Source organism: Microbacterium sp. NPDC089698 (assembly GCF_044749045.1).
Classification (GTDB): domain Bacteria; phylum Actinomycetota; class Actinomycetes; order Actinomycetales; family Microbacteriaceae; genus Microbacterium.
Genome location: NZ_JBIVHE010000002.1, coordinates 235,497 through 257,728 on the forward strand (window position 1 = coordinate 235,497; position 22,232 = coordinate 257,728).

21 protein-coding genes are annotated in these 22,232 nt (G+C 71.5%); 8 read left to right on the forward strand and 13 right to left on the reverse strand.

Going from position 1 to position 22,232, the window contains the following annotated elements:
- Nucleotides 1-17: 17 nt before the first annotated feature.
- From ACIPY5_RS08190 to ACIPY5_RS08200, 3 genes are read right to left on the reverse strand one after another with little or no spacing between them, the layout of a single operon-like run.
- Nucleotides 18-908 carry a carbohydrate ABC transporter permease gene (locus ACIPY5_RS08190; protein WP_309357478.1) on the reverse strand — a complete coding sequence of 297 codons (891 nt, stop codon included), beginning with the start codon at nt 906-908 and terminating at the stop codon, nt 18-20.
- Nucleotides 905-1,807, reverse strand: a complete 903-nt coding sequence (locus ACIPY5_RS08195) for a carbohydrate ABC transporter permease (protein WP_400969044.1) — start codon at nt 1,805-1,807, stop codon at nt 905-907. The genes ACIPY5_RS08190 and ACIPY5_RS08195 overlap by 4 nt, the downstream gene beginning before the upstream one ends.
- Before the next feature lie 60 nt (nt 1,808-1,867).
- A complete protein-coding gene (locus tag ACIPY5_RS08200) occupies nt 1,868-3,118 on the reverse strand; it encodes an ABC transporter substrate-binding protein (protein WP_400969046.1) in 1,251 nt (416 codons plus the stop codon).
- Nucleotides 3,119-3,318: 200 nt separating this feature from the next.
- Between ACIPY5_RS08200 and ACIPY5_RS08205 the strand changes: the two genes are divergently transcribed.
- The 3 genes from ACIPY5_RS08205 to ACIPY5_RS08215 are packed head-to-tail and all read left to right on the forward strand — an operon-like array spanning nt 3,319 to nt 6,514.
- A complete protein-coding gene (locus tag ACIPY5_RS08205) occupies nt 3,319-4,500 on the forward strand; it encodes an ROK family protein (protein ID WP_400969049.1) in 1,182 nt (393 codons plus the stop codon).
- Nucleotides 4,497-5,492 (forward strand): Gfo/Idh/MocA family protein, encoded by a 996-nt coding sequence (locus ACIPY5_RS08210; RefSeq protein ID WP_400969052.1) that lies wholly within the window; start codon nt 4,497-4,499, stop codon nt 5,490-5,492. Before ACIPY5_RS08205 ends, ACIPY5_RS08210 begins: the two co-directional genes overlap by 4 nt.
- A complete protein-coding gene (locus ACIPY5_RS08215) occupies nt 5,489-6,514 on the forward strand; it encodes a Gfo/Idh/MocA family oxidoreductase (RefSeq protein ID WP_309357483.1) in 1,026 nt (341 codons plus the stop codon). The genes ACIPY5_RS08210 and ACIPY5_RS08215 overlap by 4 nt, the downstream gene beginning before the upstream one ends.
- Nucleotides 6,515-6,520: 6 nt before the next feature.
- On the opposite strand, the gene ACIPY5_RS08220 is transcribed toward ACIPY5_RS08215, so the two are convergent.
- From ACIPY5_RS08220 to ACIPY5_RS08245, 6 genes are all read right to left on the reverse strand, one after another.
- Nucleotides 6,521-8,056, reverse strand: a complete 1,536-nt coding sequence (locus ACIPY5_RS08220; RefSeq protein WP_400969056.1) for a lipase maturation factor family protein — start codon at nt 8,054-8,056, stop codon at nt 6,521-6,523.
- A gap of 280 nt (nt 8,057-8,336) precedes the next feature.
- Nucleotides 8,337-8,945 carry a DUF305 domain-containing protein gene (locus tag ACIPY5_RS08225; protein WP_400969059.1) on the reverse strand — a complete coding sequence of 203 codons (609 nt, stop codon included), beginning with the start codon at nt 8,943-8,945 and terminating at the stop codon, nt 8,337-8,339.
- A 108-nt stretch (nt 8,946-9,053) separates the two neighbouring features.
- Entirely contained in the window at nt 9,054-9,554 is a 501-nt protein-coding gene (locus ACIPY5_RS08230; RefSeq protein WP_400969062.1) for a hypothetical protein, read from the reverse strand.
- Between the two features lie 73 nt (nt 9,555-9,627).
- On the reverse strand, nt 9,628-10,557 hold the full coding sequence (locus ACIPY5_RS08235) for a glycine betaine ABC transporter substrate-binding protein (RefSeq protein ID WP_400969065.1): 930 nt from the start codon (nt 10,555-10,557) through the stop codon (nt 9,628-9,630).
- On the reverse strand, nt 10,550-11,497 hold the full coding sequence (locus tag ACIPY5_RS08240; protein ID WP_400969068.1) for an ABC transporter permease: 948 nt from the start codon (nt 11,495-11,497) through the stop codon (nt 10,550-10,552). The genes ACIPY5_RS08235 and ACIPY5_RS08240 overlap by 8 nt, the downstream gene beginning before the upstream one ends.
- The gene (locus ACIPY5_RS08245) at nt 11,494-12,819 is read right to left on the reverse strand and encodes a glycine betaine/L-proline ABC transporter ATP-binding protein (RefSeq protein WP_400969071.1); all 1,326 of its coding nucleotides are present in this window, start codon (nt 12,817-12,819) and stop codon (nt 11,494-11,496) included. Before ACIPY5_RS08245 ends, ACIPY5_RS08240 begins: the two co-directional genes overlap by 4 nt.
- A 318-nt stretch (nt 12,820-13,137) precedes the next feature.
- Between ACIPY5_RS08245 and ACIPY5_RS08250 the strand changes: the two genes are divergently transcribed.
- A complete protein-coding gene (locus ACIPY5_RS08250; protein WP_400969074.1) occupies nt 13,138-13,710 on the forward strand; it encodes a DUF6578 domain-containing protein in 573 nt (190 codons plus the stop codon).
- Between the two features lie 207 nt (nt 13,711-13,917).
- Here ACIPY5_RS08250 and ACIPY5_RS08255 read toward each other — a convergent pair whose 3' ends face one another.
- Complete coding sequence (locus ACIPY5_RS08255) at nt 13,918-15,105, reverse strand: class I SAM-dependent methyltransferase (RefSeq protein ID WP_400969077.1); 1,188 nt, start codon at nt 15,103-15,105, stop codon at nt 13,918-13,920.
- A 488-nt stretch (nt 15,106-15,593) separates the two neighbouring features.
- On the opposite strand from ACIPY5_RS08255, the gene ACIPY5_RS08260 reads away from it, so the two are divergent.
- Complete coding sequence (locus ACIPY5_RS08260) at nt 15,594-17,594, forward strand: DUF5107 domain-containing protein (RefSeq protein ID WP_400969080.1); 2,001 nt, start codon at nt 15,594-15,596, stop codon at nt 17,592-17,594.
- A gap of 67 nt (nt 17,595-17,661) precedes the next feature.
- On the opposite strand, the gene ACIPY5_RS08265 is transcribed toward ACIPY5_RS08260, so the two are convergent.
- Entirely contained in the window at nt 17,662-17,997 is a 336-nt protein-coding gene (locus ACIPY5_RS08265) for an ArsR/SmtB family transcription factor (RefSeq protein ID WP_400969083.1), read from the reverse strand.
- A gap of 16 nt (nt 17,998-18,013) precedes the next feature.
- Here ACIPY5_RS08265 and ACIPY5_RS08270 point away from each other — a divergent pair, with 16 nt between their 5' ends.
- Nucleotides 18,014-18,508 carry an SRPBCC domain-containing protein gene (locus ACIPY5_RS08270; protein ID WP_400969086.1) on the forward strand — a complete coding sequence of 165 codons (495 nt, stop codon included), beginning with the start codon at nt 18,014-18,016 and terminating at the stop codon, nt 18,506-18,508.
- A gap of 31 nt (nt 18,509-18,539) precedes the next feature.
- Here the strand turns inward: ACIPY5_RS08270 and ACIPY5_RS08275 are convergent, their stop codons facing one another.
- Nucleotides 18,540-19,298, reverse strand: a complete 759-nt coding sequence (locus tag ACIPY5_RS08275; RefSeq protein WP_400969088.1) for a M15 family metallopeptidase — start codon at nt 19,296-19,298, stop codon at nt 18,540-18,542.
- Between the two features lie 86 nt (nt 19,299-19,384).
- Between ACIPY5_RS08275 and ACIPY5_RS08280 the strand changes: the two genes are divergently transcribed.
- Nucleotides 19,385-20,131 carry a response regulator transcription factor gene (locus ACIPY5_RS08280; RefSeq protein WP_400969091.1) on the forward strand — a complete coding sequence of 249 codons (747 nt, stop codon included), beginning with the start codon at nt 19,385-19,387 and terminating at the stop codon, nt 20,129-20,131.
- A gap of 91 nt (nt 20,132-20,222) precedes the next feature.
- The gene (locus tag ACIPY5_RS08285) at nt 20,223-21,293 is read left to right on the forward strand and encodes a sensor histidine kinase (RefSeq protein ID WP_400969094.1); all 1,071 of its coding nucleotides are present in this window, start codon (nt 20,223-20,225) and stop codon (nt 21,291-21,293) included.
- Nucleotides 21,294-21,302: 9 nt separating this feature from the next.
- Here ACIPY5_RS08285 and ACIPY5_RS08290 read toward each other — a convergent pair whose 3' ends face one another.
- A complete protein-coding gene (locus ACIPY5_RS08290; RefSeq protein ID WP_400969097.1) occupies nt 21,303-22,157 on the reverse strand; it encodes a helix-turn-helix transcriptional regulator in 855 nt (284 codons plus the stop codon).
- Nucleotides 22,158-22,232: the final 75 nt, after the last annotated feature.

Here is a 22,232-nt window from a genome sequence, read left to right on the forward strand (position 1 = left end):
ATGTGGGTGCGGGCCGGTCAGCCCTTGATGCCCGTGCCGGTCACGCCTTCCTGCACGTAGCGCTGAGCGATCAGGTACGCGAGGAAGATGGGCGCGAGGGCGACGACGCTGCCGGCGAGCATGGTGCTGAGCGGCACGTTCTGCTGCTGGAGCGACGAGATGCCGACGGTGAGGGTGAACATCGCGTTGGACTTGCCGATGATGAGCGGCCAGAGGAAGTCGTTCCAGTGCCAGAGGAACACGAAGATGCCGAGCGTGGCGAGGATGGGCTTGCACAGCGGCAGCACGATCCGCAGGAAGATCCGGAACTCTCCCGCGCCGTCGATCCTGGCCGCCTCGAACAGGTCGTCCGGGAGCCCCTGGATGAACTGCCTCATGAGGAACACCGCCTGGGCGTTGGCGAGCGTCGGCAGGATCAGGCCCCAGTAGGTGTCCACCCCGCCGAGCGTCGCCATGAGGAGGAACGTCGGGATGAGCGTCACGTGGAAGGGCACCATGACCATGGCCAGGAAGGACCAGAACATGACCTCCTTCCCGGCGAACCGCTTCTTCGCGAACGCGTATCCGGCGAGCGCGGAGAGGAACAGCACGGCGACCACGGAGACGAGGGAGTAGATCAGGGTGTTGCCGAGCCAGCCGAGGATGTTCTGCCCCGAGAGGACCTTCGTGTAGGCGTCGAAGGAGATGTCCGTCCACGGCAGCAGGGATCCGGGCAGCTCGACGACCTTGCCGGGTTTCAGACTCAGCACGATCATCGCGTAGAACGGGAAGAAGCTGAAGATGCCCGCGATGGTCAGCCAGATCCACCGCAGCACGACGCCGAGCCCCGTGGGCTCGAGTGCCCGGTATGAACGGCGGCCTCTCGCCGGGGCCGCACCCTGCGTGCGGGACTGCGTCACAGCGGTCATTTCTGCTTTCCGATCACGAGGCGCTGGATGAGCGCGACGACGAGGGTCATCACGAACAGGGCGACGCCGACGGCGGCCGCGTAGCCGTAGTCGAAGTACTTGAAGCCCTGGTCGTACAGCAGGTACACGAGCGAGTAGCTGGCGTTGGCCGGACCGCCCTGCGTCATCACGTAGATCACGTCGAAGACCTGGAAGGCGGCGGTGGTCTCGATGACCGCGAGGAAGAAGACGGTGGGGCGCAGGTACGGGAGGATGATCCATCGGAAGCGCTGCCAGGCGTTCGCGCCGTCCATCAGCGCGGCCTCCTCCAGCTCGCGGGGGATGTCCTGCATCGCCGCGATCATGATCATCATCCCGTAGCCGAACCGGGACCAGACCCCGACGACGATGATCGCGGGGATCACCAGGATCGTGCTGCCCAGCCACGAGCCGCCGAGGCCCAGCGGCGCCATGAGCTTCGACCACGGGCCGTCGCCGGAGAAGATCCACACGAAGATCGATCCGGCGAGGACCAGCGAGGTGATCACGGGCAGGAAGAAGATCGAGCGGAAGAACCGCGAGCCGCGGAACGCCCGGCGCACGCCGAGCGCCATGACCGTGGACAGGACGAGCGAGATCGGCACGGCGAAGACGGTGTAGATCACGGTCGTCCCGAGCGCCCGCCAGAACAGCGGATCCGCCACGAGGCGCTGGAAGTTGTCGAGTCCGCGCCACGCCACGTCGCCGGAGATGTCGTACTGGAAGAAGCTCAGCGCGACGCCGACGAGGCTGGGCCCGAACCGGAAGGCGAGGAAGAGCAGGAACGCGGGCAGCACGAAGAGGAGCGCCACCCTGGCCTCTCGCCGGGCCAGAACGCGGCCCACGCGGCCGGGGGACCGGCGGGTCTGAGTCGTCGTCATCGCATCGCACCTCAGGGTGGGGCGGGGGTGCGCGGTCGAGGTCCGCGCACCCCCGGGGGCTTACTTCTTCAGGAGGGGTGCCGCCGCGTCCGCGGCCGACTTGAGCGCGTCGGCCGGGGCCTTCTGCCCCAGCAGCGCGGCCTGGATCTCCGGCGCGAGCACGCCCATCAGCGCACGCGAGCTGGTGGCGAGCTGGCCGACGGTCGTGTCGGGCACGTACTTCTCGACCTCGCCGAGCAGCGGGTCGTCGGCGTACAGCGATCCGGTGCCGCTGAGGGCGGAGAAGTAGCCCGCCTCCTTCAGGTAGGGCTTCACGACGTCGGCGCTGGTGGCGTACTCGGCGAACTCCGCCGCGGCCTGCGGGGCCTTCGACCCCTTGAGCACGGACAGGGATCCGACGGTGCCGTAGGCGACGGACTTCTTCTCCGTGAGCGGCGGAAGCACCTTCACGTTGTCCTTGCCCCAGAACGGCTCGACCTCGGTCACCGCGTTGTTCCAGGTGCAGCCGACCTTGCCCTGGGCGATCGCGGTCTGCTCGAGCGGCACGTTGGTCGTCAGCGCCTCCGGGTCGAGCGCCTTCTCCTTCGCGAGGTCGCTGAGGAAGGTGAGCGCCTTGGTCCCGGCGGCGCTGTCGAAGCCGACGCCGCCGGACTTGTCGTAGACCGCGCCGCCCGCCTGCCACAGCAGCGGATAGAAGGTGAGGTTCAGGGTGTTCTCGGCCGACGCGGGGTAGTTCAGGACGTACATGCCCTTGGCGGCGAACGCCGGGGCGAGCTTCTTGATGTCGTCCCACGTCTTCGGGTAGTCCGTCACGCCGGCCGCCTTGAACGCGGCGGCGTTGCAGATCAGCGGCTGGGCGCTGGTGAGGATCGGGGCGCCGAGCAGGTGGCCGTCGAGAGTGACGGAGCTCTTGACGTTCGGGAGGATCTGCTTCTGCCGGTCCTTGCTGAGCAGGTCGTCCAGCGACTGGATCGACTTCTGGTAGGCCGCGAGCTGGTCGGGGATGAGGTAGACGACGTCCGGCCCCTTCCCCGCGGCGATCGCCGTCTGCAGCGACTGATCGCGGTTCGCCCACGGGAAGATCTCGTACGAGACCTTGATGTTCTTGTGGTCCTTCTCGAACGCGGCGACCGTCGAGTCCCAGAACTGCTTGTGCTTGGTCTCGTCGGCGACGACCGGGTAGAGCCAGACCGTGACCTTCTGCTCGCCGCCCGCGGAGGCGGCGGCGCCTCCCGACCCGGCGGAACAGCCTGCCAGGGCGGCGATCGCGGCGATCCCCGCCGCGATCGAGGCGAACTTTCTGACGCGCATGGTGCTCCTTTGCTAAAACCGTGCAGGGTAGTGGCCCTATTATGACATCACGATGTGATAATTAGTCAAGCGGCACTTCACGAAGAATCACGAGAACCAAGATCATGGTCTGCGACCATCTCGACGGAACTTCTGAATTTCGTGAGGACGTTGTGCTATTTTGATCGCTACCACCGGCGCCGAGGACGAGAGGAAGCAGAGTGACCACTCCTGCACCGTCGTCGATCATCGCCCGCTCCGCGCTCCAGCTGAGAGACAGCGGCCCCGCGACGGTCAACGACCTCACGCTCACCCTCGGCCTGTCCCGCACCTCCGTCGAGAATGCCGTGACGGCTCTCGGCGATGCCGGCCTGATCGTCGAGGCGCCGGCCGCCGCTGGGCGCGGCGCGGGTCGCCCCGCCCGCCGTTACGCGTTCGACGCGAACGCCGGGGCGGTCGTCGGCGTCGACATCGGCGTCGCGAGCGTGCGCGTCATCATCGCCGACCTCGCGGGGGCGGTGACCCTGCAGCGCACGTTCCCCGGCATCAGGGACGAGCAGGACGGCGCCTCCAAGCTCGCGGCGGTCATCGCCGACATGAACACGACGCTCGCCGATGCGCGGATCCCGATCGCCCGCGTGCGCGCGATCGGGATCGCCCTGCCCGGAATCGTCGACGATCAGGGGCGGGTCACCGCCTCGGTCGTCATCCCCGAGTGGTCGGGCATCGACATCGGATCCCACATCCGCCAGGTGTTCGACTGCCCCGTCGCCGTGGACAACGGCGTGCGCCTCGCCGCCGTCGCCGAGCATCATCTGGGCGTCGCGCAGCTCGTCGACGACGTGCTGTACCTGTCGGTGGGCAACCGCATCGCCATGGGCCTGCTCCTGGGCGGACGACCGCGCCGCGGCATCCACAACGCGGCCGGCGACATCGGCAGGCACGCGTTCCGCGGGCTCGGATCCGAGACCGGGCAGATCACCTGGCGGACCGGGCAGACCGCCGCAGAGGTGTTCGGGCGCGCCAGAGACGGCGACGACGAGGCGCAGCAGGAGATCGGCCGCTTCGTGACCGAGCTCGCACACGGCATCGCGACCCTCGTGATGACGGTCGACCCGGCGATGATCGTGATCGGCGGCGGGCTCTCCGCCGCACACGGCCAGCTCCTGGATCCGCTGCGGGAGAAGCTCGCGCAGCACATCGCGCTGCCGTTCACGGTCCCGATCGCGGAGGCGAGGATGGGCGCGGAGGCCGCGGCGCACGGCGCCCTGGTGCACGCCTTCCGCCGGCACGCGACCGCCGTCTACGGCATCGAGGGCCTCGCGGTGCCGTCGATCACCCCGCTCCCCCATGACGGATCCGCCGCTCCGGCCGATCCCCGACTCCCCGAGGAGGAACAGTGAGCACGCTCCGTGTCGGACTGATCGGCGCCGGCGGCATCTCCCGCGTGCATGCGGACGCCTGGCGCGCCCTCGGCGCCGAGGGCAGCGTGACCTCCCTGGTGGGCGCGGCCGCGATCGCCCAGGAGTACGGCTTCCGCGAGATCGCGGACGTCGACGAGCTCATCGACGCGGTCGACATCGTCGACATCGTCACGCCGAGCAGCACGCATGCGGACCTCGCCCTGCGGGCGATCGCCCGCGGACGCACGGTGATCTGCGAGAAGCCGCTCGCCGCGACCGCCGCGGAGGCCCGCGTGGTCGTCGCCGCGGCCGAGGCCGCAGGCGTGCGACTGTTCCCCGCGCACGTCGTCCGCTACTTCGGCGAGTACGCGCGGATCAAGCAGGCCATCGACAGCGGCCGTCTCGGCACGATCGCCGTGCAGCGCTTCAGCCGCGCCGGGTCCGCCCCGCAGACGCCCTGGTTCTTCCGCGAGAGCACCGGGGGCGGCCTCATCCGGGATCTGATGATCCACGACATCGATCAGGCCATCTGGTTCGCCGGTCCTGTCGCGTCCGTGTTCGCGGTGCAGAACCCGCCGACGGTCGACGATGTGGTCCCCTCACCGGTCACCTCGCATGTCGTCCTGACCCACCGCAACGGCGTGATCAGCCAGTTGCACGCGAGCTGGGTCGCACCGGGCATGCCGTTCCGGACGAGCGTCGAGGTCTCCGGATCCGAGGGGCGGATGCGGCACGACAGCGCGGAGGACCGCACGACCAGGACCGACGCGGTCCTCACCGATGCGGCGACCGACTACCTGCCGCCGATGTCGCCGCAGGAGAGCCCCTACTTCGCCGAGATCGCGGACTTCCTGGACGCGCTCGCGACGGGAGGGCCGAGCAGGATCCCGCCGGCCGACGGCGTCGAAGCCGTGGCCGTCGCCGAGGCCGCCTATGCATCCATCGCGACCGGCTCCCCCGTCGCGCTCACCGACCAGGAGGTCACCCGATGACCGGCGCCGCCCCGCTCCGCATCGCCGTGCTGTCGTTCGCGCACACCCACGCGCTGAGCTATGTGCACGCGCTGCGCGCCATGCCGGGCGTGGAGGTCATCGCGACCGACCCCGACGGCGCGTCCGCACCGGACGACGCGCCCCGGGGCGCCGCCCTCGCCGCCGAGCTCGGCGTCGCGTACGTGGACGACTACGAGGAGGCGTTCGCCTGGAAGCCGGATGCGGTCGTGATCGCCTCCGAGAACTCCCGCCATCGTGCGCTGGTCGAGCGGGCCGCGGCCGCCGGCGCGCACGTGCTGTGCGAGAAGCCCCTCGCCACGTCCGTCGAGGATGCGACCGCCATGCGCGCGGCCTGCGAGGCGGCCGGCGTCACCCTGATGGTCGCCTACCCCGTGCGCTTCGCCCCGTCCTACCGGGACGCCCTGGCGCAGCTGCGCAGCGGCCGCCTCGGCGCCGTGCTCGGCGTCGTCGGCGCCAACAACGGCAAGCTCCCGCAGGACCGCGCGTGGTTCACGGATCCGGTCCTCGCCGGCGGCGGCGCGCTCGTCGACCACGTCGTGCACTGCGCCGACCTGCTGGACGAGCTCCTCGGCGAGCGTCCGCGCACGGTGCGCGCGGTCGCCAACCAGGCGCTCTACGGCGATCGGGGCCTCGCGGTGGAGACCGGCGGCATGGTGACCCTGCAGTACCCGAGCGGCGTGATCGCGAGCATCGACTGCTCGTGGAGCTGGCCCGTCTCGTCCCCGACCTGGGGCGGGCTGACGCTGCAGATCGTCGCCGAGCGCGGGACGATCACCGTGAGCCCGTTCGCGCAGGGGGTCGCCGGCCACGACGCGCTGGGCGAGACCTGGGATGCGGTGGGCGCCGACCTCGACGCGCTGCTGCTGACCGAGTTCGTCGCGGCGATCCGGGAGGGGCGCCGCCCGCAGCCCGACGGCGACGTCGGCGTGCGCACGGTCGAGATCGTCACGGCCGCTCAGGCGTCCGCGGCACGCGGCGGCGAGGTCGTCGCTCTGGCCTGAGCCCGATCACCCGCCGGCGTCCGGCGCGCGCAGACCATCGCCCAGCGACAGCGGACGCACCACCACTCTGCGACCGTCGCGGATCCAGACGCGTCCGCTCTCCCGATGCTGGGCGCGCGTCGTGAACCGGTAGCGGTAGGCGACGGCCCGCACCTGGCGCGGCCGCTCCCCCGCGAAGGGGTCGTGGCGCAGCAGCCGCAGCGTGGGCGCGTCCGCCTCGAGCAGCCGGACGAGGAGCATCGCGAACCAGTCCTCGTGGATCCGCCCCAGCGGCAGGAACCACATCAGCCAGTCCAGACGCAGGTGGTACGGCGCGAAGAGGCCGGGTACGCGGCGCAGCTCGCCCGGCTTGCCTCGGAAGCCGTACTCGCGCCACTCGCCCGCGAGCGGATCCGGGTCCGCGTCCTGCTGCATCGATCCCTCCACGACGATCTCGATCCGCTCCTTCGTGACGGTTCCGAAGGCGCCGTACGCGTTCGCGAGCTGCCAGCGGTTGAACGACGCGTTCATCGCCTGGTTGCGCGAGAACAGGTTCCGCACCGCCGGCACCGAGAGCCATAGGGAGAGCACGGCCACGGCCGAGGTCACGACGAACCAGGGCAGGGGCAGGCCGTCGATCGTCCAGGGCAGGACTGTCGAAGGGGGATGCGGTGCGCCCGTCGGGATCCCGACCGCGGAGAAGGCGATCACGATGGTCGCCCAGTTCAGCCAGGCGAAGTTGCCGGTGAGGACGAGCCAGAGCTGGGTGGCGATGACCACGGCTGCGCCCGCGGCCCCCACGATCGCCGGCCAGGTCGCCGAGCCGGGCGCGGCGCCGGGGATCCACAGACCCAGGATCGGCGCGAGCAGGAGCCAGGGCGCTCCGAGCTGCGCGATGTGGTTCCCGATCACCTCGAGGCGGTGGAACCACCGCGGCAGCAGGTGCGCCTGCCGGCTGAGCGGTCCCGGCATGGGCTGCGTCTCGTGGTGGTACATGAGCGCGGTGAGGTCTTGCCACTCGCGACCGCCGCGGATCTTGATCATCCCCGCACCGAACTCGAGCCGGATCAGGAGCCACCAGAACAGCACGATGATCAGGGTCGGCGGCGGCTGCGACGCGGATCCCAGGAACGCGGCGAGGAACCCCGCCTCGAGCAGCAGCATCTCCCAGCCGAAGCCGTAGAAGGCCTGCCCGATCGAGGAGATCGACATGTAGCCGAGCCACAGCAGCAGGAAGCACGCCATCGGCACCCACGGCGGCGCGAGCTGCGGCAGGCCGGCCACGAGCGCGGCCGAGACGACGATCCCCGCGATGCACAGGGCCGCGAGCCGTCGATCCGTGTACCGGACGCGCAGGAACAGCGTCGGCCGCAGGAGCCGGCGGGCGCGCGAGGAGGATCCGGCCCAGGCGAGGAGCTCGGGCGCCGGCAGCAGGCCGTGCTCGCCGAGCAGCGCGCGGAACTGGTTCAGCGTGCTGACGAAGGCGACCAGGTACAGCGCCGCGATGCCCCGCTGGAGCACCTCACGCGCGAAGCCGAAGTCGACCGCCGCGAAGCCGTCCATACCGGAAGGCTACGCGCGGCTCCCGGATCCGACCAGCCGCTCTCCCCCTGTCCTTCGGCCCTCCGCCACCCACTTTCGAGTCGTCCCCATGAGCGCACCCCACGGGCTCCGCTGACGGGGACGACCCGAAAGTGAGGGGCGCTGAGACCGGGATGGCGCAGCCCGATCTCCGGCTCGTCCCCAGGAGCGGATCCCAGAGGCTCCGCTGATGCGGACGACCCGAAGGTGGAGGACGGACTCGAACGCGGGGACGCCGCGCACCGAGCCCGGGCGGCCCGGGTCAGAGCGTGGCGAGCAGGCTCTTCATCTCGGCGATCTCGGTGGTCTGGGCGTTGATGATCGTGGTCGCGAGGGTGAGGGCCAGCGAATCGACACCGTCCTTCTTCTCGGTGCGGGCCATCGCGACCGCGCCCTCGTGGTGCACGATCATCTGCTGCAGGAACAGCTTCCCCGCCTCGGCACCAGGGGCCGCCTCGAGCGCCGCCATGTCGGCCTCGCTCATCATGCCGTCGCCGTGACCCATGGATCCGGCCGAGGCGGACGGCACGCCCCAGTCGGCGAGCCAGCCGCGCATCTTCGCGATCTCGGGCGCCTGGGCGTCCTTGATCCTGGTCGCGAGGTCGATGACGCGCGGATCCACGCCGGTCTTGGCGAGGAGCGTGTCGCTCATGTCGATCGCCTGCTGGTGATGATCGATCATCATGGTCGCGAACATCGCGTCGGCGTCGTTCGCGGATCCCTGGGCGGACCCGGTCGCGGGGGCGGTCGCGCCGTGCGACATCCCGGGCATCCCGGAGTGGTCGGTCGTGGGCGCGCAGGCGGTGAGGACGGCCCCGGCGAGGGCGATGGTCCCGATCGCGAGGGCGCGGTGGAGGGTGCGGATGGTCATGTCGTTCTCTGCTTTCGTCGTCGATGACGCGCACCGCCGGACGGCGGGGCGCGGAGCCTTCCGATGCGTCCGCCCGCGAGCGGGCTGCGGGACGCACCGGGCGTCGGCTCATCTGCGGCTGATGCAGAGCTCGGAGATGCGGGGAGGGCGCGGATCCGCCGGATCGTTCGCCGCGGAGGCGGCGGCCCAGGAGCCGATCGCAGGGCGGAGATCCTCGGCGGGCGGCCCCGGCAGCACGGCGGGCGCGGCCGGGGCGAGTACGCAGGCCTCGGCCATCGCGGCGTGCTCGGCGCAGTCCGCACACCCGTGGCCGGGACCGGCATCGTCGTCCGTCCTGGCCGGGAGCACGGCCGCACCGGCCCCGCGCACGGTCGCATCCACCGCGAGCATGGTCGCCTCGGCGGGGAGCACGGCCGCATCGACAGTCATCCCCGCCATCGGCGCCCCGGGCATCGCGGCATGAGACGCCGGATCCGCTCCCGCGGCCGGGGACCCGTGCCCGTCGAGCACGTGCATCCCGAGGAGTCCGGCGATCAGCGCCGCGACGAGGAGCAGGATCGCCCGCGACCGCGTCGACGACGCCCCCGCGACTCGGATCCGATACCCCATGGGGGTACAGCATACCGGCCCCGGTCCGGGAAGGACCGAGGCCGGTGGCAGCGGGCGGAGGTGCTCGCTCGGGTTACTTCTGCACCCAGTCGAAGTCGCCGCCGTGCTCCTTGATCCATTCGTCGATCGCCTGGGGCTCCTTGCCCTCGCCGTACCGGTTGACGACCATGTCCTCGAGCGAGCCGTACTGCGCGTCGTCGAGCTTGATCTTCCCGATCATCTCGGCGACGTCCGGATGCTTCTCGGCGAAGCCCTTCGCGCCGAGGAAGTGCAGCCCCTCCGGCTTGCCCATCGCGCCCTTCGGGTCCTTGAGGTCCTTCACGGGGAACGCGCTGTTGGCCCAGAACGGACGCCACAGGGTGACCGCGATGTCCTGCTTCTTCTCGGTCGCCGACTTCAGCTCGGTGAGCATCGCGGCGGTGGACGAGGTGACCAGCTGGTACTCGCCGTTCAGGCCGTACTCCGGCATCATCTTCTGGGTCTGGGCGGTGAGGCCGGCGCCGGGCTCGATGCCGATGATCTTGCCGCCGAACTCGCCGGCGCTGCCCTTGAGCTGGTCGATCGAGTCGATGTCGGAGTAGGTCGGCACGGCGATCGTGAGACGGGCGTTCCCGTAGTAGGTTCCGAGGTCCTCGATCGAGCCCTTGTACTGGTCCATGTACGCCTTCTGCGTGACCTCGGGCCACGCCGACGGGAAGATGTCGACGTCTCCCTGCGAGAGCCCCGCGTACAGCGGGCCCGCGTCGGAGAGCGTCTGCATCTTGACGTCGTAGCCCATCTTGCCGAGCTGGTCCTGCAGCAGGTACGCGGTGCTCAGCCCGTCGGTCCAGCTGGGCAGGAAGCCGATCGTGATCGATCCCTTGTCTCCGGATCCGGCATTGTTCGACGGAGCCTTGCCCGCCATCTCGAGAGTGCCGCCGGCGCCGTCGCTCGCGCATCCGGCCAGGGTGAGGACGGCCGCGACGCCGAGCGCCGCGAGGGCGGTGATCCTGCTCTTACGCATTCTGCAGCTCCTTCTCTTCGACGGACGGTTCCGGGGTGGTGACGGCGGCGGCCGTGGTCGCCGCGAGGCGCCGCGCGGTGCGCCGGCGCGCCATCATCCCCAGCAGCGAGGCCGGGTGCTCTCCGAGCGACCCGAGCGAGGCGGTGACCCGGTCCAGGAAGACCGCGATCAGCACGACGCCGAGACCGGCCTCGACGCCCTTGGCGATGTTGACGGTCGAGATCGCCTCGACCACGAGCTTTCCGAGCCCGTCGGCACCGGCCATTCCGGCGATGACGGCCATCGACAGCGAGAGCATGATCACCTGGTTGACGCCGGCGAGGATCGTCGGCATCGCGAGCGGCAGCTGGATCCCGCGCAGGATCTGGCCCGGCGTGGCGCCGAACGACTGCCCGGCCTCGACCGTCTCGGCGTCGACGCCGCGGATGCCGAGCTCGGTGAAGCGCACGCCGGGGGGCAGCGCGAAGATGACCGTGGCCACGAGGCCCGGCACGACGCCGATGCTGAAGAACACGATCGCGGGGATGAGGTAGACGAAGGCGGGCATCGTCTGCATGAAGTCCAGCGCGGGCTTGAGCACCGCGCGCACGGTGGCGTTGCGGGCGGACCAGATGCCGAGCGGGATCGCGATCAGCACCGCGACAGCGCCGGCCACGAGCACCAGCGCGAGAGTCTGCATCGCGGCGACCCACAGGCCCATCGCGACGATCAGCCCGAACGAGATCACGGTGCCGATCGCCAGGCGCCAGGACCGCACGAGCCAGGCGATGAGCGCGGCGATGATGATGACGACGTAGAACCACGGCATCAGCAGCACGAAGCTCAGGCCGTCGACGAGGAACGACACCACGGTCGAGATGACGTGCAGCAGGCCGTCGAGGTTGGCCTTGATCCAGTCGACCGCGACGGAGACCCAGGATCCGATGGGAAGGACGTTCATCGGGTGACCTCCTCGGTCGACGCATCCGGCTCGGCCGGCGAGGTGACGGCCGCGGGCTCGGCGGTCCAGCCGTCGTCGAGGACGGCGTCGACCTCCGCTTGCGGCAGCGGCAGCACCGGCAGGTTGATCTCGCCCGTGGCGCCGGGACCGGGGCCGAGGGCCGCGAGCAGGGTGATGCGCGGGATGACGCCGACGAGGCGGCCCTCCGCGTCTGCCACGGCGAGCGGCAGCGGCGACTCGACCGCCGGGATGAACAGGTTCATCAGGATCTCGTCCTCGTCGACCACCTGGGCCGCGGGCTTGAGCACCGACGTCAGGGTGCTCTCGCCGCGGCGGATCAGCTTGACGACGTCGCGATCGGTGACGATGCCGATGAGCTTGCGGTCGCGGCCGACGACGTACGTCGCGGACATGAACGCGTCGCGCATCTGCTTGAGCGCGGTGCGGGGGCCCGCGTTCTCGGAGACGACCGGACGCGGACGCTCCATGACGTTCGCGGCGGTGAGCACGCGGGCGCGATCGACGTCCTGCACGAACTGCTCGACATAGCTGTTGGCCGGGTCGGTGAGGATGTCCTCCGGCGTGCCGATCTGCACGATGCGGCCGTCGCGCATCACGGCGATGCGATCGCCGAGGAACATGGCCTCGTTCAGATCATGCGTGATGAACACGATGGTCTTCTGCAGCTTCTGCTGCAGCTCGAGCAGCTGCTCCTGCATCTCCCGGCGGATGAGGGGATCGAGCGCGCTGAACGCCTCGTCCATCAACAGGATGTCGGTGTCGGCGGCGAGCGCACGGGCGATGCCGACGCGCTGCTGCATGCCGCCGGAGAGCTCGGAGGGCAGCTTCTCGCCCTGGCCCTCCAGACCGACGAGGCCCAGGATCTCCTCGGCCTTGGCCAGGCGCTCGGCGCGGCCCGTGCCCTTGAGCTCGAGCGGGTACGCCACGTTCGCGGCGACGGTGCGGTGCGGCAGCAGGGCGAAGTGCTGGAACACCATCGAGACCCGATCGCGACGGATCTCGCGGAGCCGGGACGCCGGAATGCCGGTGATCGGATCCCCCGCGACGAGGACGGAGCCGTCGGTCGCCTCGTGCAGGCCGTTGAGCATGCGGATGATGGTGGACTTGCCGGATCCGGACAGTCCCATGATGACGAAGATCTCGCCGCGGTTGACGGTGAAGCTCGCGTCGATGACGGCGGCGGTGCCGGCGTCGGCGACGGCGGATCGGCTCTCGCCGGCCTTCAGCCGGCGGATGGCCTGGTTCGGGTTCTTCCCGAACACCTTGAACAGATGACGCGCTTCCAGAGCGGTTTCGGACACGTTTCCCCCGCGGCCTCACCCCGGTGGGGAGGCCTGCATCGGTCTCGCCCGGGTGATGATCACAGGGCCGTTTCGAAGGTCGCAATGCGGCGGCGCAGGAGGAGGATTTCGGATCCTCGACAGAGATCATCGACCGTACGCCCACGCCTCTTCGTGCACAGCAGAATCGAAAGAAGGACGCGGCCGCGGACTGGTCTTGGGGCCGTCGGGCCCGCATTCCAACGTAACGAGAACCTGATCCCGTGGCAAATCCGAGGGCGATGGCCTAGGGTGTGCGGGCTCGGTATCCGCCCCGTGGCCGCGGCATAGAGTGAGCGCATGAGCACCGTGCGCGTGTGGTTGTCGGGGTGGGAATGGTCCTGCTGCGGGGATCCGTTCACCGTGGGTGAGACAGTCTCCTTCACGTGCCGCCCGCCGCGGGGGACGTGGCTCGTCGATCAGTTCGGTGCGGAGTTCGCGGCCTCGATCGCATTCGTCGAGGAGCACCACGACGAAGGAGACGACGACCGGCCCGCGCAGACCGTCGCGGGGACCGTGCGCGCCATCCACGACGTGACCGTGCGGGAGAGAGTCGTCCGCGTCCCGAGACCGCCGCGGCCCGCACCGGAGCCGATCGATCTCGGCGGCGGCGTGTCGCTGGGAACGGGGCCCGTGCCGCCGTACCTGCTCACGTCCGAGCCCGTCCCCGGCACCGTGCGGCTGCGGAGCGCGCCGCGCGTGCCCGCGATACAGGCGCGCGAGCGGATCGGCTCCGCGGAGCCCGGTCCACGCGCGGATCCCGGTCCACGGCAGGATCCTGGTCCACGGCAGGGTCCGGATCCGACGCAGGATCCCGAGGACGGCGCGGTCGTCACCCGCTGCCCAGGGTGGGTCGTCGATGTCGAGGTCTGACATCCGGATCGCGTGACCTTCAGAGCTCTCCGCGTGCCACCCTGTCCCGCGCCGGCTGTGAACGGAGCGGGTTCTGGGACCGTGCGGGTCGCGGCTGGCTCGTTCGTCGCGGGTCGTGGCGGGCGCGATTCGGGGCGGGTCGCGGCGGGCTCGATTCGCGGCGGGTCGCGGCGGGCTCGATTCGCGGCGGCGTTCGGGCTGCTGCGCTCAGCGCCGGACGGACCGCGTCACCGTGAACTTCGGGGTGCGCGCGAGCTGTTCCGTCACGCCGACGGAGGCGGCGAGCGCGCGGCGGTGATCGAGGTGCGAGTTGAACACGGTCCAGACCTCGCCGCCGGGGCGGAGGATCCTCGCGGCCGCGTCGATGAGGCGGCGCCCCGCCCCCTCGTGCACGCTCGCGCCGAGGTGGAACGGCGGGTTGAGCAGCACGAGGTCGACGGATCCGTCGGGGATCTCGGATCCGGCGTCGTCGAGCATCACGGTCACCCGGTCGGCGATCCCGTTCGCGACCATCGTGGCGCGTGCCGAGCGCACCGCGGCGGCGGAACGGTCGGTCGCGATGACGCGGGCATCGGGAATCGCGAGCGCGAGGGATGCGGCGAGCGCACCCGTGCCGCAGCCCAGATCCACGGCCGTGAAGCCGTCGCGCCGGGAGAGGGCGGCGAGTTCGGCGGCGCGATCGCGCAGCATGTCGAGCAGTACGCGCGTTCCGATGTCGATGCGGTCGCCGGCGAACGCCCCTCCGTGCGCGCACAGTGTGAGACCGTACTCGGGATGCGCCGTCGACACCGGGAAGGGCGGATCCTGCGGCACGGGCAGCGGATCCGTCGCGACGATGAGGCGCGACTTCCGCTCGGCGCGCTGCGGCTGCACCTGGCCGAAGCGCGCCCCGAGCAGGTCGTTCTGGGCCAGGGTCATGTGCTTCACGCGTCCGCCCGCGAGCAGCACGACATCGGGCGCCGCCGCGCGCGCGACCGCGTCTGCGATCTCCTCGAGCTCGGCGAGGCCCTTCGGAAGCTGCAGCAGCACGAGCCGCGCCCCGCGCAGCAGCTCGGCATCGAGCTCGTGCTCGGCGAAGCCCGTCACCCCGAGCCCTGCCGTGACCCCGAGCTCTGCCGTGACCCCGAGCTCTGCGGCGTTGCGGGCGAGCGCCCGCCGTCCGGTCACGAGGTCCTGGTGCACGCGCACGCCGGCGAGGCCGGCCGCGGCCAGGGGCAGGGTGAGTGCGCCGTATCCGTCGCCGATGACCGCGATCTCGGATCCGTCGATCCCGTGCTCGGCCGCGATCGTGAGCGCCCGCGCGACGAGCAGCTCGTCCGTCGCGTCCCACGCCTGCAAGTTCGGCGCCTCCACGTCCGGGAACCGGCGCAGTCGCGCATACGGGAACTCGGGCACCCGCCCAGCGTACGCGGCTCCACCCCTCCCCCCTCTCCGGGTCGTCCCCATGAGCGCACGCCAGGGGCTCCGCTGACCGGGACGACTCGGAAGTGCGGGAAGGGCAATTCCGGGTCGTCCCCATGAGCGCACGCCATGGCGTCCGCTGGCGGGGACGACTCGGGGATGAGCGGGCAGCTCGGGTCCGCGCTCGGCCCCGGGCCGGCGGCCCCGCTACTCCCGGTCGTCCCCTTAAGCGCACGCCAGAGGCTCCGCTGACAGGGACGACTCGAAGATGAGGGAACGGCGGATCCGGGTCGTCCCCGTGAGCGCACGCCAGAGGCTCCGCTGACAGGGACGACCCGAAGATGGGGCGAGGACGGGGACGGCCCGAAGATGGGGCAAGGACAGGCACGACCCGAAGACGGGGACGAACCGAAGACGGGGGAACGCTGGATCCGCGGGAGGGGGTTACCGGGGCACAGGCGGAGCGGGGATACTGGTCCACGATGAGCGCAACGTTGACCGTCACCCAGGTCGTCCTCCCCACCGCCCCCGTCGGATCCTCGAACCCCCTCCCCGCGATCGCGGCGATGCCGCAGGCGCCGTACGAGGCCGCCACGGAGGGCCTTCCCGCCGAGATGGCGGCGAACATCCGCTACGGGCAGGTCACGTCGATCCATCCGTACCTGCTCCAGGACGGCTATGACCGCGAGCGCACTCCGGCGCCGATGCGCGTCGCCGTGCTGGAGAACGAGCAGCTGCGCGCGGAGTTCGCCCTCGACCTCGGCGGGCGCCTCGTCCGCCTCTTCGACAAGACGACGGGGCGCGACCTCGTGTACCGCAACGCGATCCAGCAGCCGGCGAACCTGGCCCTCCGCGACGCCTGGTTCTCCGGCGGGGCGGAGTGGAACATCGGCATGCGCGGGCACTGGCCGCTGACCTGCTCCCCGCTGTACGCCGCTGAGATCACCGGTGCCGATGGCGAGCCGATCCTGCGGATGTGGGAGTACGAGCGCGTGCGCGGGCTGATCCTGCAGATCGACGCGACGCTCGACGGCGCCGCCCTGCACGTGCGGGTTCGGGTGCGCAACCCCCGCGAGCGCGAGACCGGGATGTACTGGTGGACCAACATCGCCGTCGCGCAGACCGAGGGCAGCAGGGTGTTCGCCCCGGCGACGCACGCGTACATGACCGGCTACGACGGCACCCTCGGCCGGGTGGATCTGACCGAGACGGATCCGCGCCTCCCCGCGTCGGCACCCGCCGCCGCCGACTACTTCTTCGACCTCGCTCCGGGGCTCGCGGCCGGCGCCGCCGACGCCGCCACCGGCACGGCGCCGTCGCCGCGCCCCTGGATCGCCGCCGTCGACGCGGAGGGATCCGGCCTCGCGCATGTCTCGACCGCACGTCTGCTCGGCCGCAAGCTCTTCGTCTGGGGCGACACGGCCGGCGGGAGGAACTGGTGCGACTGGCTCGGCGGGGAGACCGGCGCCTACTTCGAGATCCAGGCCGGGCTCGCCGCCACGCAGTACGAGCACCTGCGCATGCCGGGAGGGGCGACGTGGGAGTGGACCGAGACGTTCCTGCCGCTGCAGCTCGCGGATCCGCGCCTCGACGGGGCCTGGACCGAGGACGTCGCGGTGGTCGGCGCCCAGGTGCTGCAGGCCGCGGATGCCGCCGGGTCTGCGGGCATCGAGCGGCTCGAGGCCGCCGCGGACCTCGCCCCGGACGCGCTGCTCTCGGTCGGCTCCCCCTGGGGCGCGCTCGAGCAGCAGCTCGCCGCGCGGACGGGCTCGGCGTTCGCACCTCTCGCCGGTGTGCGGTTCGTCCGCGACGGCGAGGAGGGCGCGTACTGGGCGGCGCTCCTCGACGGTGCACCGGGTGCTCCCGACGCGCCCGCGGGTGTCGCCGAGCCCGATGCGTCCGAGGCCCCGGTCTCCTATGTCACAGGAGACGAGTGGGATCACCTGCTCGCCGAGGTCCCTGCCACCTGGCTGACGCACTACCACCGCGCCGTCGCCGCTCAGGCGCGGGGAGAGCACGGCACCGCGATCTCGCACTACGAGGCGTCGCTCCGCCATCGTCGCAACGCCTGGGCTCTGCGCGGGCTCGCCCTCGCGCTGCGCGAGTCCGACGGCGGCGGCACCGCGGCGCAGGAGCAGGGCGTCAGCCGCCTCGCCGAGGCGCGCGAGCTGGCCCCCGACCTCGTGCCGCTCACCCTCGAGCTCGCCGAGGCGCTGCTCGCCGACGGACGGGCGGACGAGGTCCGCACCCTGCTCGGGACCCTTCCCACGGAGATGCGCGAGCTCGGACGGTTCCGGGTCGTCGAGATCCGCGCCGCCCTCGCCGCCGGGGACCGGGAGACGGCGGGCCGGATCCTCGAAGGCCGCTTCGAGGTGCCCAACCTCCGCGAGGGCGAGCTGAGCATGTCGGCGCTGTGGCACGAGGCCTTCCCCGGGCGCCCGGTGCCGGCCTGGTACGACTTCGAGATGGCCCCGGAGGGCTGAGCCGCAAGCCGTCCGACGAGCCAGATCGCGGCGCCAACTGGCTCCGGCCTGAATCCCGACCCCGGCGTCAGCCCCGGTCGAGATCCCGGTCGAGGTCGTCCAGCAGCTGCACTGCGGCCTCGGCGTACGCGCCGATCCAGCGATCGTGGATCCGCTTGATCGGCAGCGGCGCGAGCCTGAGGTGCCGCTCCCTGCCCTCGCGCCGGCCGATCACGAGCTCGGCCCGCTCCAGCACCTTGAGGTGCTGGAGCACCGTGGTGCGGTCGAGTTCGGGGAAGCGCGCGCACAGCTCGCCCGTGGTGCGCGGCGCCTCGCGAAGGGCGTCGAGCATCCGGCGGCGGATGGGGGCGGCGAGCGCCTTGAAGACGAGATCGTCATCGCCGGTTCCCTCCGCCGAATTCATGTTGTAATCTTACAACATGTCTCAGATCGAAATCGCTGCGGACATGGCTCCGCTCACCGAACTGTCCTTCTCCGTCTCGGGTCGCGTCTCGCGCCCGCAGGCGGAGGTCTACGAGGCCGTCGCCGATCCGGCGCAGCTCTCCCGCTACTTCACCACCGGCGGCGCCCGGGGGCGCCTCGAACCCGACACCGACGTCAGCTGGGACTTCGCGGACTTCCCCGGGCGCTTCCCGGTCGTCGTGATCGAGGCGAAGGCGCCGGAGCGCATCGTGATCGAGTGGGCGGCCGCGCCGGGCAGCAACGACAGCGGCACCACGCGCACGGTGTTCGAATTCGCCTCGATCGACGACGGAGCGCGCACGCTCGTCACCATCACCGAGTCCACCTGGCGGGCGACCGCGGGCGGTGCGAAGAGCGCCTTCGGCAACTGCGAGGGGTGGACCGGCATGCTCGCGGCCCTCAAGGCCTGGCTCGAGCACGGCATCAACCTGCGCGACGGCTTCTACAAGTAGCGGCTCCGGCAGACCGCGCCGGCCCGCGCAGTCAGCCCTTCATCCGCGGATCCTCGGTCGGATCGCGGAACATCGGCGGGCAGCCCTGGTCGATCGCGGAGGGGCTCAGCTCGAAGTGCCAGGCCTCGTTGTCGTAGGTGCGGCAGAGCCCGAACTGCGCTCCGTGGCGGTTCAGCCAGTCCGCCGCATCGTACGGTCCGATGTCGACCGCCTGCCCCTTGACGTGCAGCGAGGTTTCGGGCGTGCCGACCCAGCGCGCGGCCTCCGCCTCCGATCCGTAGGTGCGCACGGCATCGCGCAGCAGCCACGCCTGATACGCCTTCGACCGCCAGCCGCTCGCGACGCGCAGCTCGAGCCCGTCCTCCTCGGCCGCCGCGAGCGCCTGCCCCAGGGCGTCACGCAGCGCGGGGTCCAGCTGCGTCACCGCCGGCACCGGATCCGACAGCGGCACCGATGCGCCGTCCGCGAGGAAGCCGTCCTCGACGGTCGGCATCCCGCCACCGCGCGCTGACGCTGATCCGTCGCCCCCGGCCGCCGCGACGGGCCCCGGATAGTCCGGCCGCGACGCGACGGCCGCCGTGATCACCGCGGCCGCGGTGCCGGCGCCCAGCGTGGCGAGGACCGTGAGCGTCACGGCGATCCGGAACAGGCGGGGCCGCCGTCGAGGCTTCGCGTGCTGCGGTCCAGGGGCGGGCACCGCGGTGCGGGCCCGATCGCCGTCCGCATCCCGGTGCAGGATCCATTCCGGCGCGGAGCCGGGTCGCAGCGGAGCAGTGGTGTTCGTGTCCATGCCTCCACTCCATCGAGGGCGACGTTGCCGGGCCGTACGAGATTTCGCATACGCCCGCGATATGCCGGTGTGCTTAGGCTTCTGGCATGCGCGTGCTGATCGTGGAGGACGAACCCGCCCTGGCCGGAGCGGTCCGTGATGGACTGCGTCTCGCGGCGATCGCCGCGGACACCGCCGGAGACGGGCACGTCGCCCTGGAGATGCTGGACATCAACACCTACGACGTGGCGGTGCTCGACCGGGACATCCCCGGGCCCAGCGGCGATGCGATCGCACAGGCGATCGTCGCCTCCGGATCCGGCCTGCCGATCCTCATGCTCACGGCCGCCGATCGCCTCGACGACAAGGCGAGCGGTTTCGAGCTCGGCGCCGACGACTACCTGACGAAGCCCTTCGAGATGCGCGAGCTGATCCTGCGGATCAGGGCGCTCGCGCGGCGCGCGCCCAGGTCGACACCGCCGGTGCACGAACTGGCGGGGATCCGGCTCGACCCGTTCCGCCGTGAGGTCTACCGCGACGGACGCTACGTCGCCCTCACACGCAAGCAGTTCGCCGTGCTGCAGGTGCTCGTCGAGGCCGGCGGCGGGGTGATCAGCGCCGAGGAGCTGCTCGAGCGCGCCTGGGACGAGAACGCGGATCCGTTCACGAACGCGGTGCGCATCACCGTGTCGTCGCTGCGCAAGCGGCTCGGCGAGCCCTGGGTGATCCTCACGGTGCCGGGCGTCGGCTACCGGATCGGCACCGAGGCAGCGCCCGGCGACGACGGCGCCGGCGACGACGACGAGATCGCGGCCGAGGACGCGACGATGCCGGGGCGTGCGGGGAATGCCTGACGCGTCGCGGCTCCCCGCCGTCCCGCCGAGACCGGCGCTCCCCTCGGCCCCTGCGCTCCCGCCGCGCCCCGCCCGCCCCATCGGCTTGTCGGTGCGCTGGCGCCTCACCCTCAGCTACGTCGCGCTCGTCGCGGTGGCGGGCGCCGTGATGCTCGGCGTCGTCGCGCTGTGGCTGCTGCGCTATGTGCCGGAGGGAACGGTCTACAGCACCGACCCGATCGCCGGCACCACCTGGGAGCCGAACCGCACGGACATCATCCGCGCGTTCGTGCCTCCTGCCACCTGGGCGCTCATCGGGCTCATCGCGCTCGGGGTGCTCGGCGGCTGGTTCCTCGCCGGCCGGGTGCTGCGCCCCCTCACCGTGATCGGCGCGACGGCACAGGCCGTCGGCGACGGCGACCTCGACGCGCGGATCTCCCTGCCGGGTCGCGACGACGAGTTCCGCCGCCTGGCCGACGTGTTCGACGGGATGCTCGACCGGATCCAGCACGACCTGGAGCGCGAGCGCCGGTTCGCGGCCAACGCGTCGCACGAGCTGCGCACGCCGCTCGCCATCACCCGCGCCGTGCTCGACGTCGCCGCAGCGGATCCGGACCCGGATGTGCCGCAGCTGCTCGCGCGCCTGCGCGCCGCGAACGAACGGGCCATCGCGCTCACCGAGGCGCTCCTGCTGCTCACGCGGCTGGACGCGCGCCCGCCGGCGCTCGCCCCGGTCGACCTCTCGCTCGCCGCGGAGGGCGCGGTCGAGCTGCTGCACGAGGTCGCGGCCTCCCACGATGTGCGGCTCGACGTGGTCGGCGATCCGGTCATCGTGCACGGGGATGCGGCGCTGCTCGACCAGCTCGCCCTGAACCTCGTGCAGAACGCGCTCGTGCACAACCTGCCCTCCGGCGGATCCGCGACCGTGCGCACGGTCAGCCTCGGCGGCCAGGGCGCGCTCGTCGTGGAGAACACTGGAGACCGGCTCGACCCCGCGGTCGTCGCGACCCTGGTCGAGCCCTTCCAGCGCGGCGCCGGCCGCACGCGTGACGGGGCGCACGGCGGATCCGGTCTCGGCCTCGCGATCGCGGGCTCGATCGTCGAGGTGCTGGGCGGATCCCTCGTCCTGACCGCACGACCGGAGGGCGGCCTGCGCGTCGAGGCGACGTTCCCGCTCGCGTGAAGGACCGCGTCAGCGCCCTTCGGCCGCCGCCGGGAACCTCTCCGCGCCGATCACGGACAGCAGTTGCAGCTTCTGCCAGCCCTCCGTGCGCGGCGGGGCGGTGAGCACGAGGAGGGCCTGCGACTGGTCCTCGGTGAAGAGCGCCTGGCAGTCGAGCTCGATCGGCCCGAGCTCAGGGTGCACCAGGGTCTTGTGATCCTCGAAGCGGACGGCGACCTCGTGCCGCTCCCAGAGCTCGGCGAACTCGGGGCTCTCGGCCTGCAGCGCGCGCACGAGCTCGCCCGCCCGCGACCGCGCTCCCCTCGCGCCGTAGGCGGCGCGCAGTCCCGCGACCTGGGCACGGGCGTGCCGCTCGTGGTCCGCCTCCGGATACACCGCGCGGGCGGCGGGATCCGTGAACCAGCGGTAGACGTCGCTGCGGGCGAGTCCGGTGCGCTCGGACGGGTCGCCGAGCAGCGCCTGCGCCATCCGGTTGGACACGAGCGTCTCGCCGAGGTTCGACAGGACGAGCGCCGGGGTGTCCTCGAGGCGGTCGAGCACTCTGAGCAGGGCGGGGGCGACGTGCGGCAGTGTGCTGTGCCGATCGGGCGCCGAGTGTCCCGCCGTGCGGAACAGGTAGTCGCGCTCGTCGGCGGTGAGCCGCAGGGCGCGGGCGAGAGCGGCGAGCATCTGCTCGCTCGGCTGGGGTCCTCGTCGCTGCTCCAGGCGCGTGTAGTAGTCGACGGACATGCCGGTGAGCTGGGCGACCTCCTCCCTGCGGAGGCCCGGAGCGCGGCGGCGCGCGCCCTCGTGCAGGCCGACGTCGCCGGGGCGCAGCGCCTCCCGGCGGCGGCGCAGGAAGTCGGCGAGCGCGATGCGGTCCATGGATCCATTGTCCGGCGGGAGCGGATCCGCAACCAGGGATCGCGGATCCCCCGATCACCCGGTCTCTTATCGTCG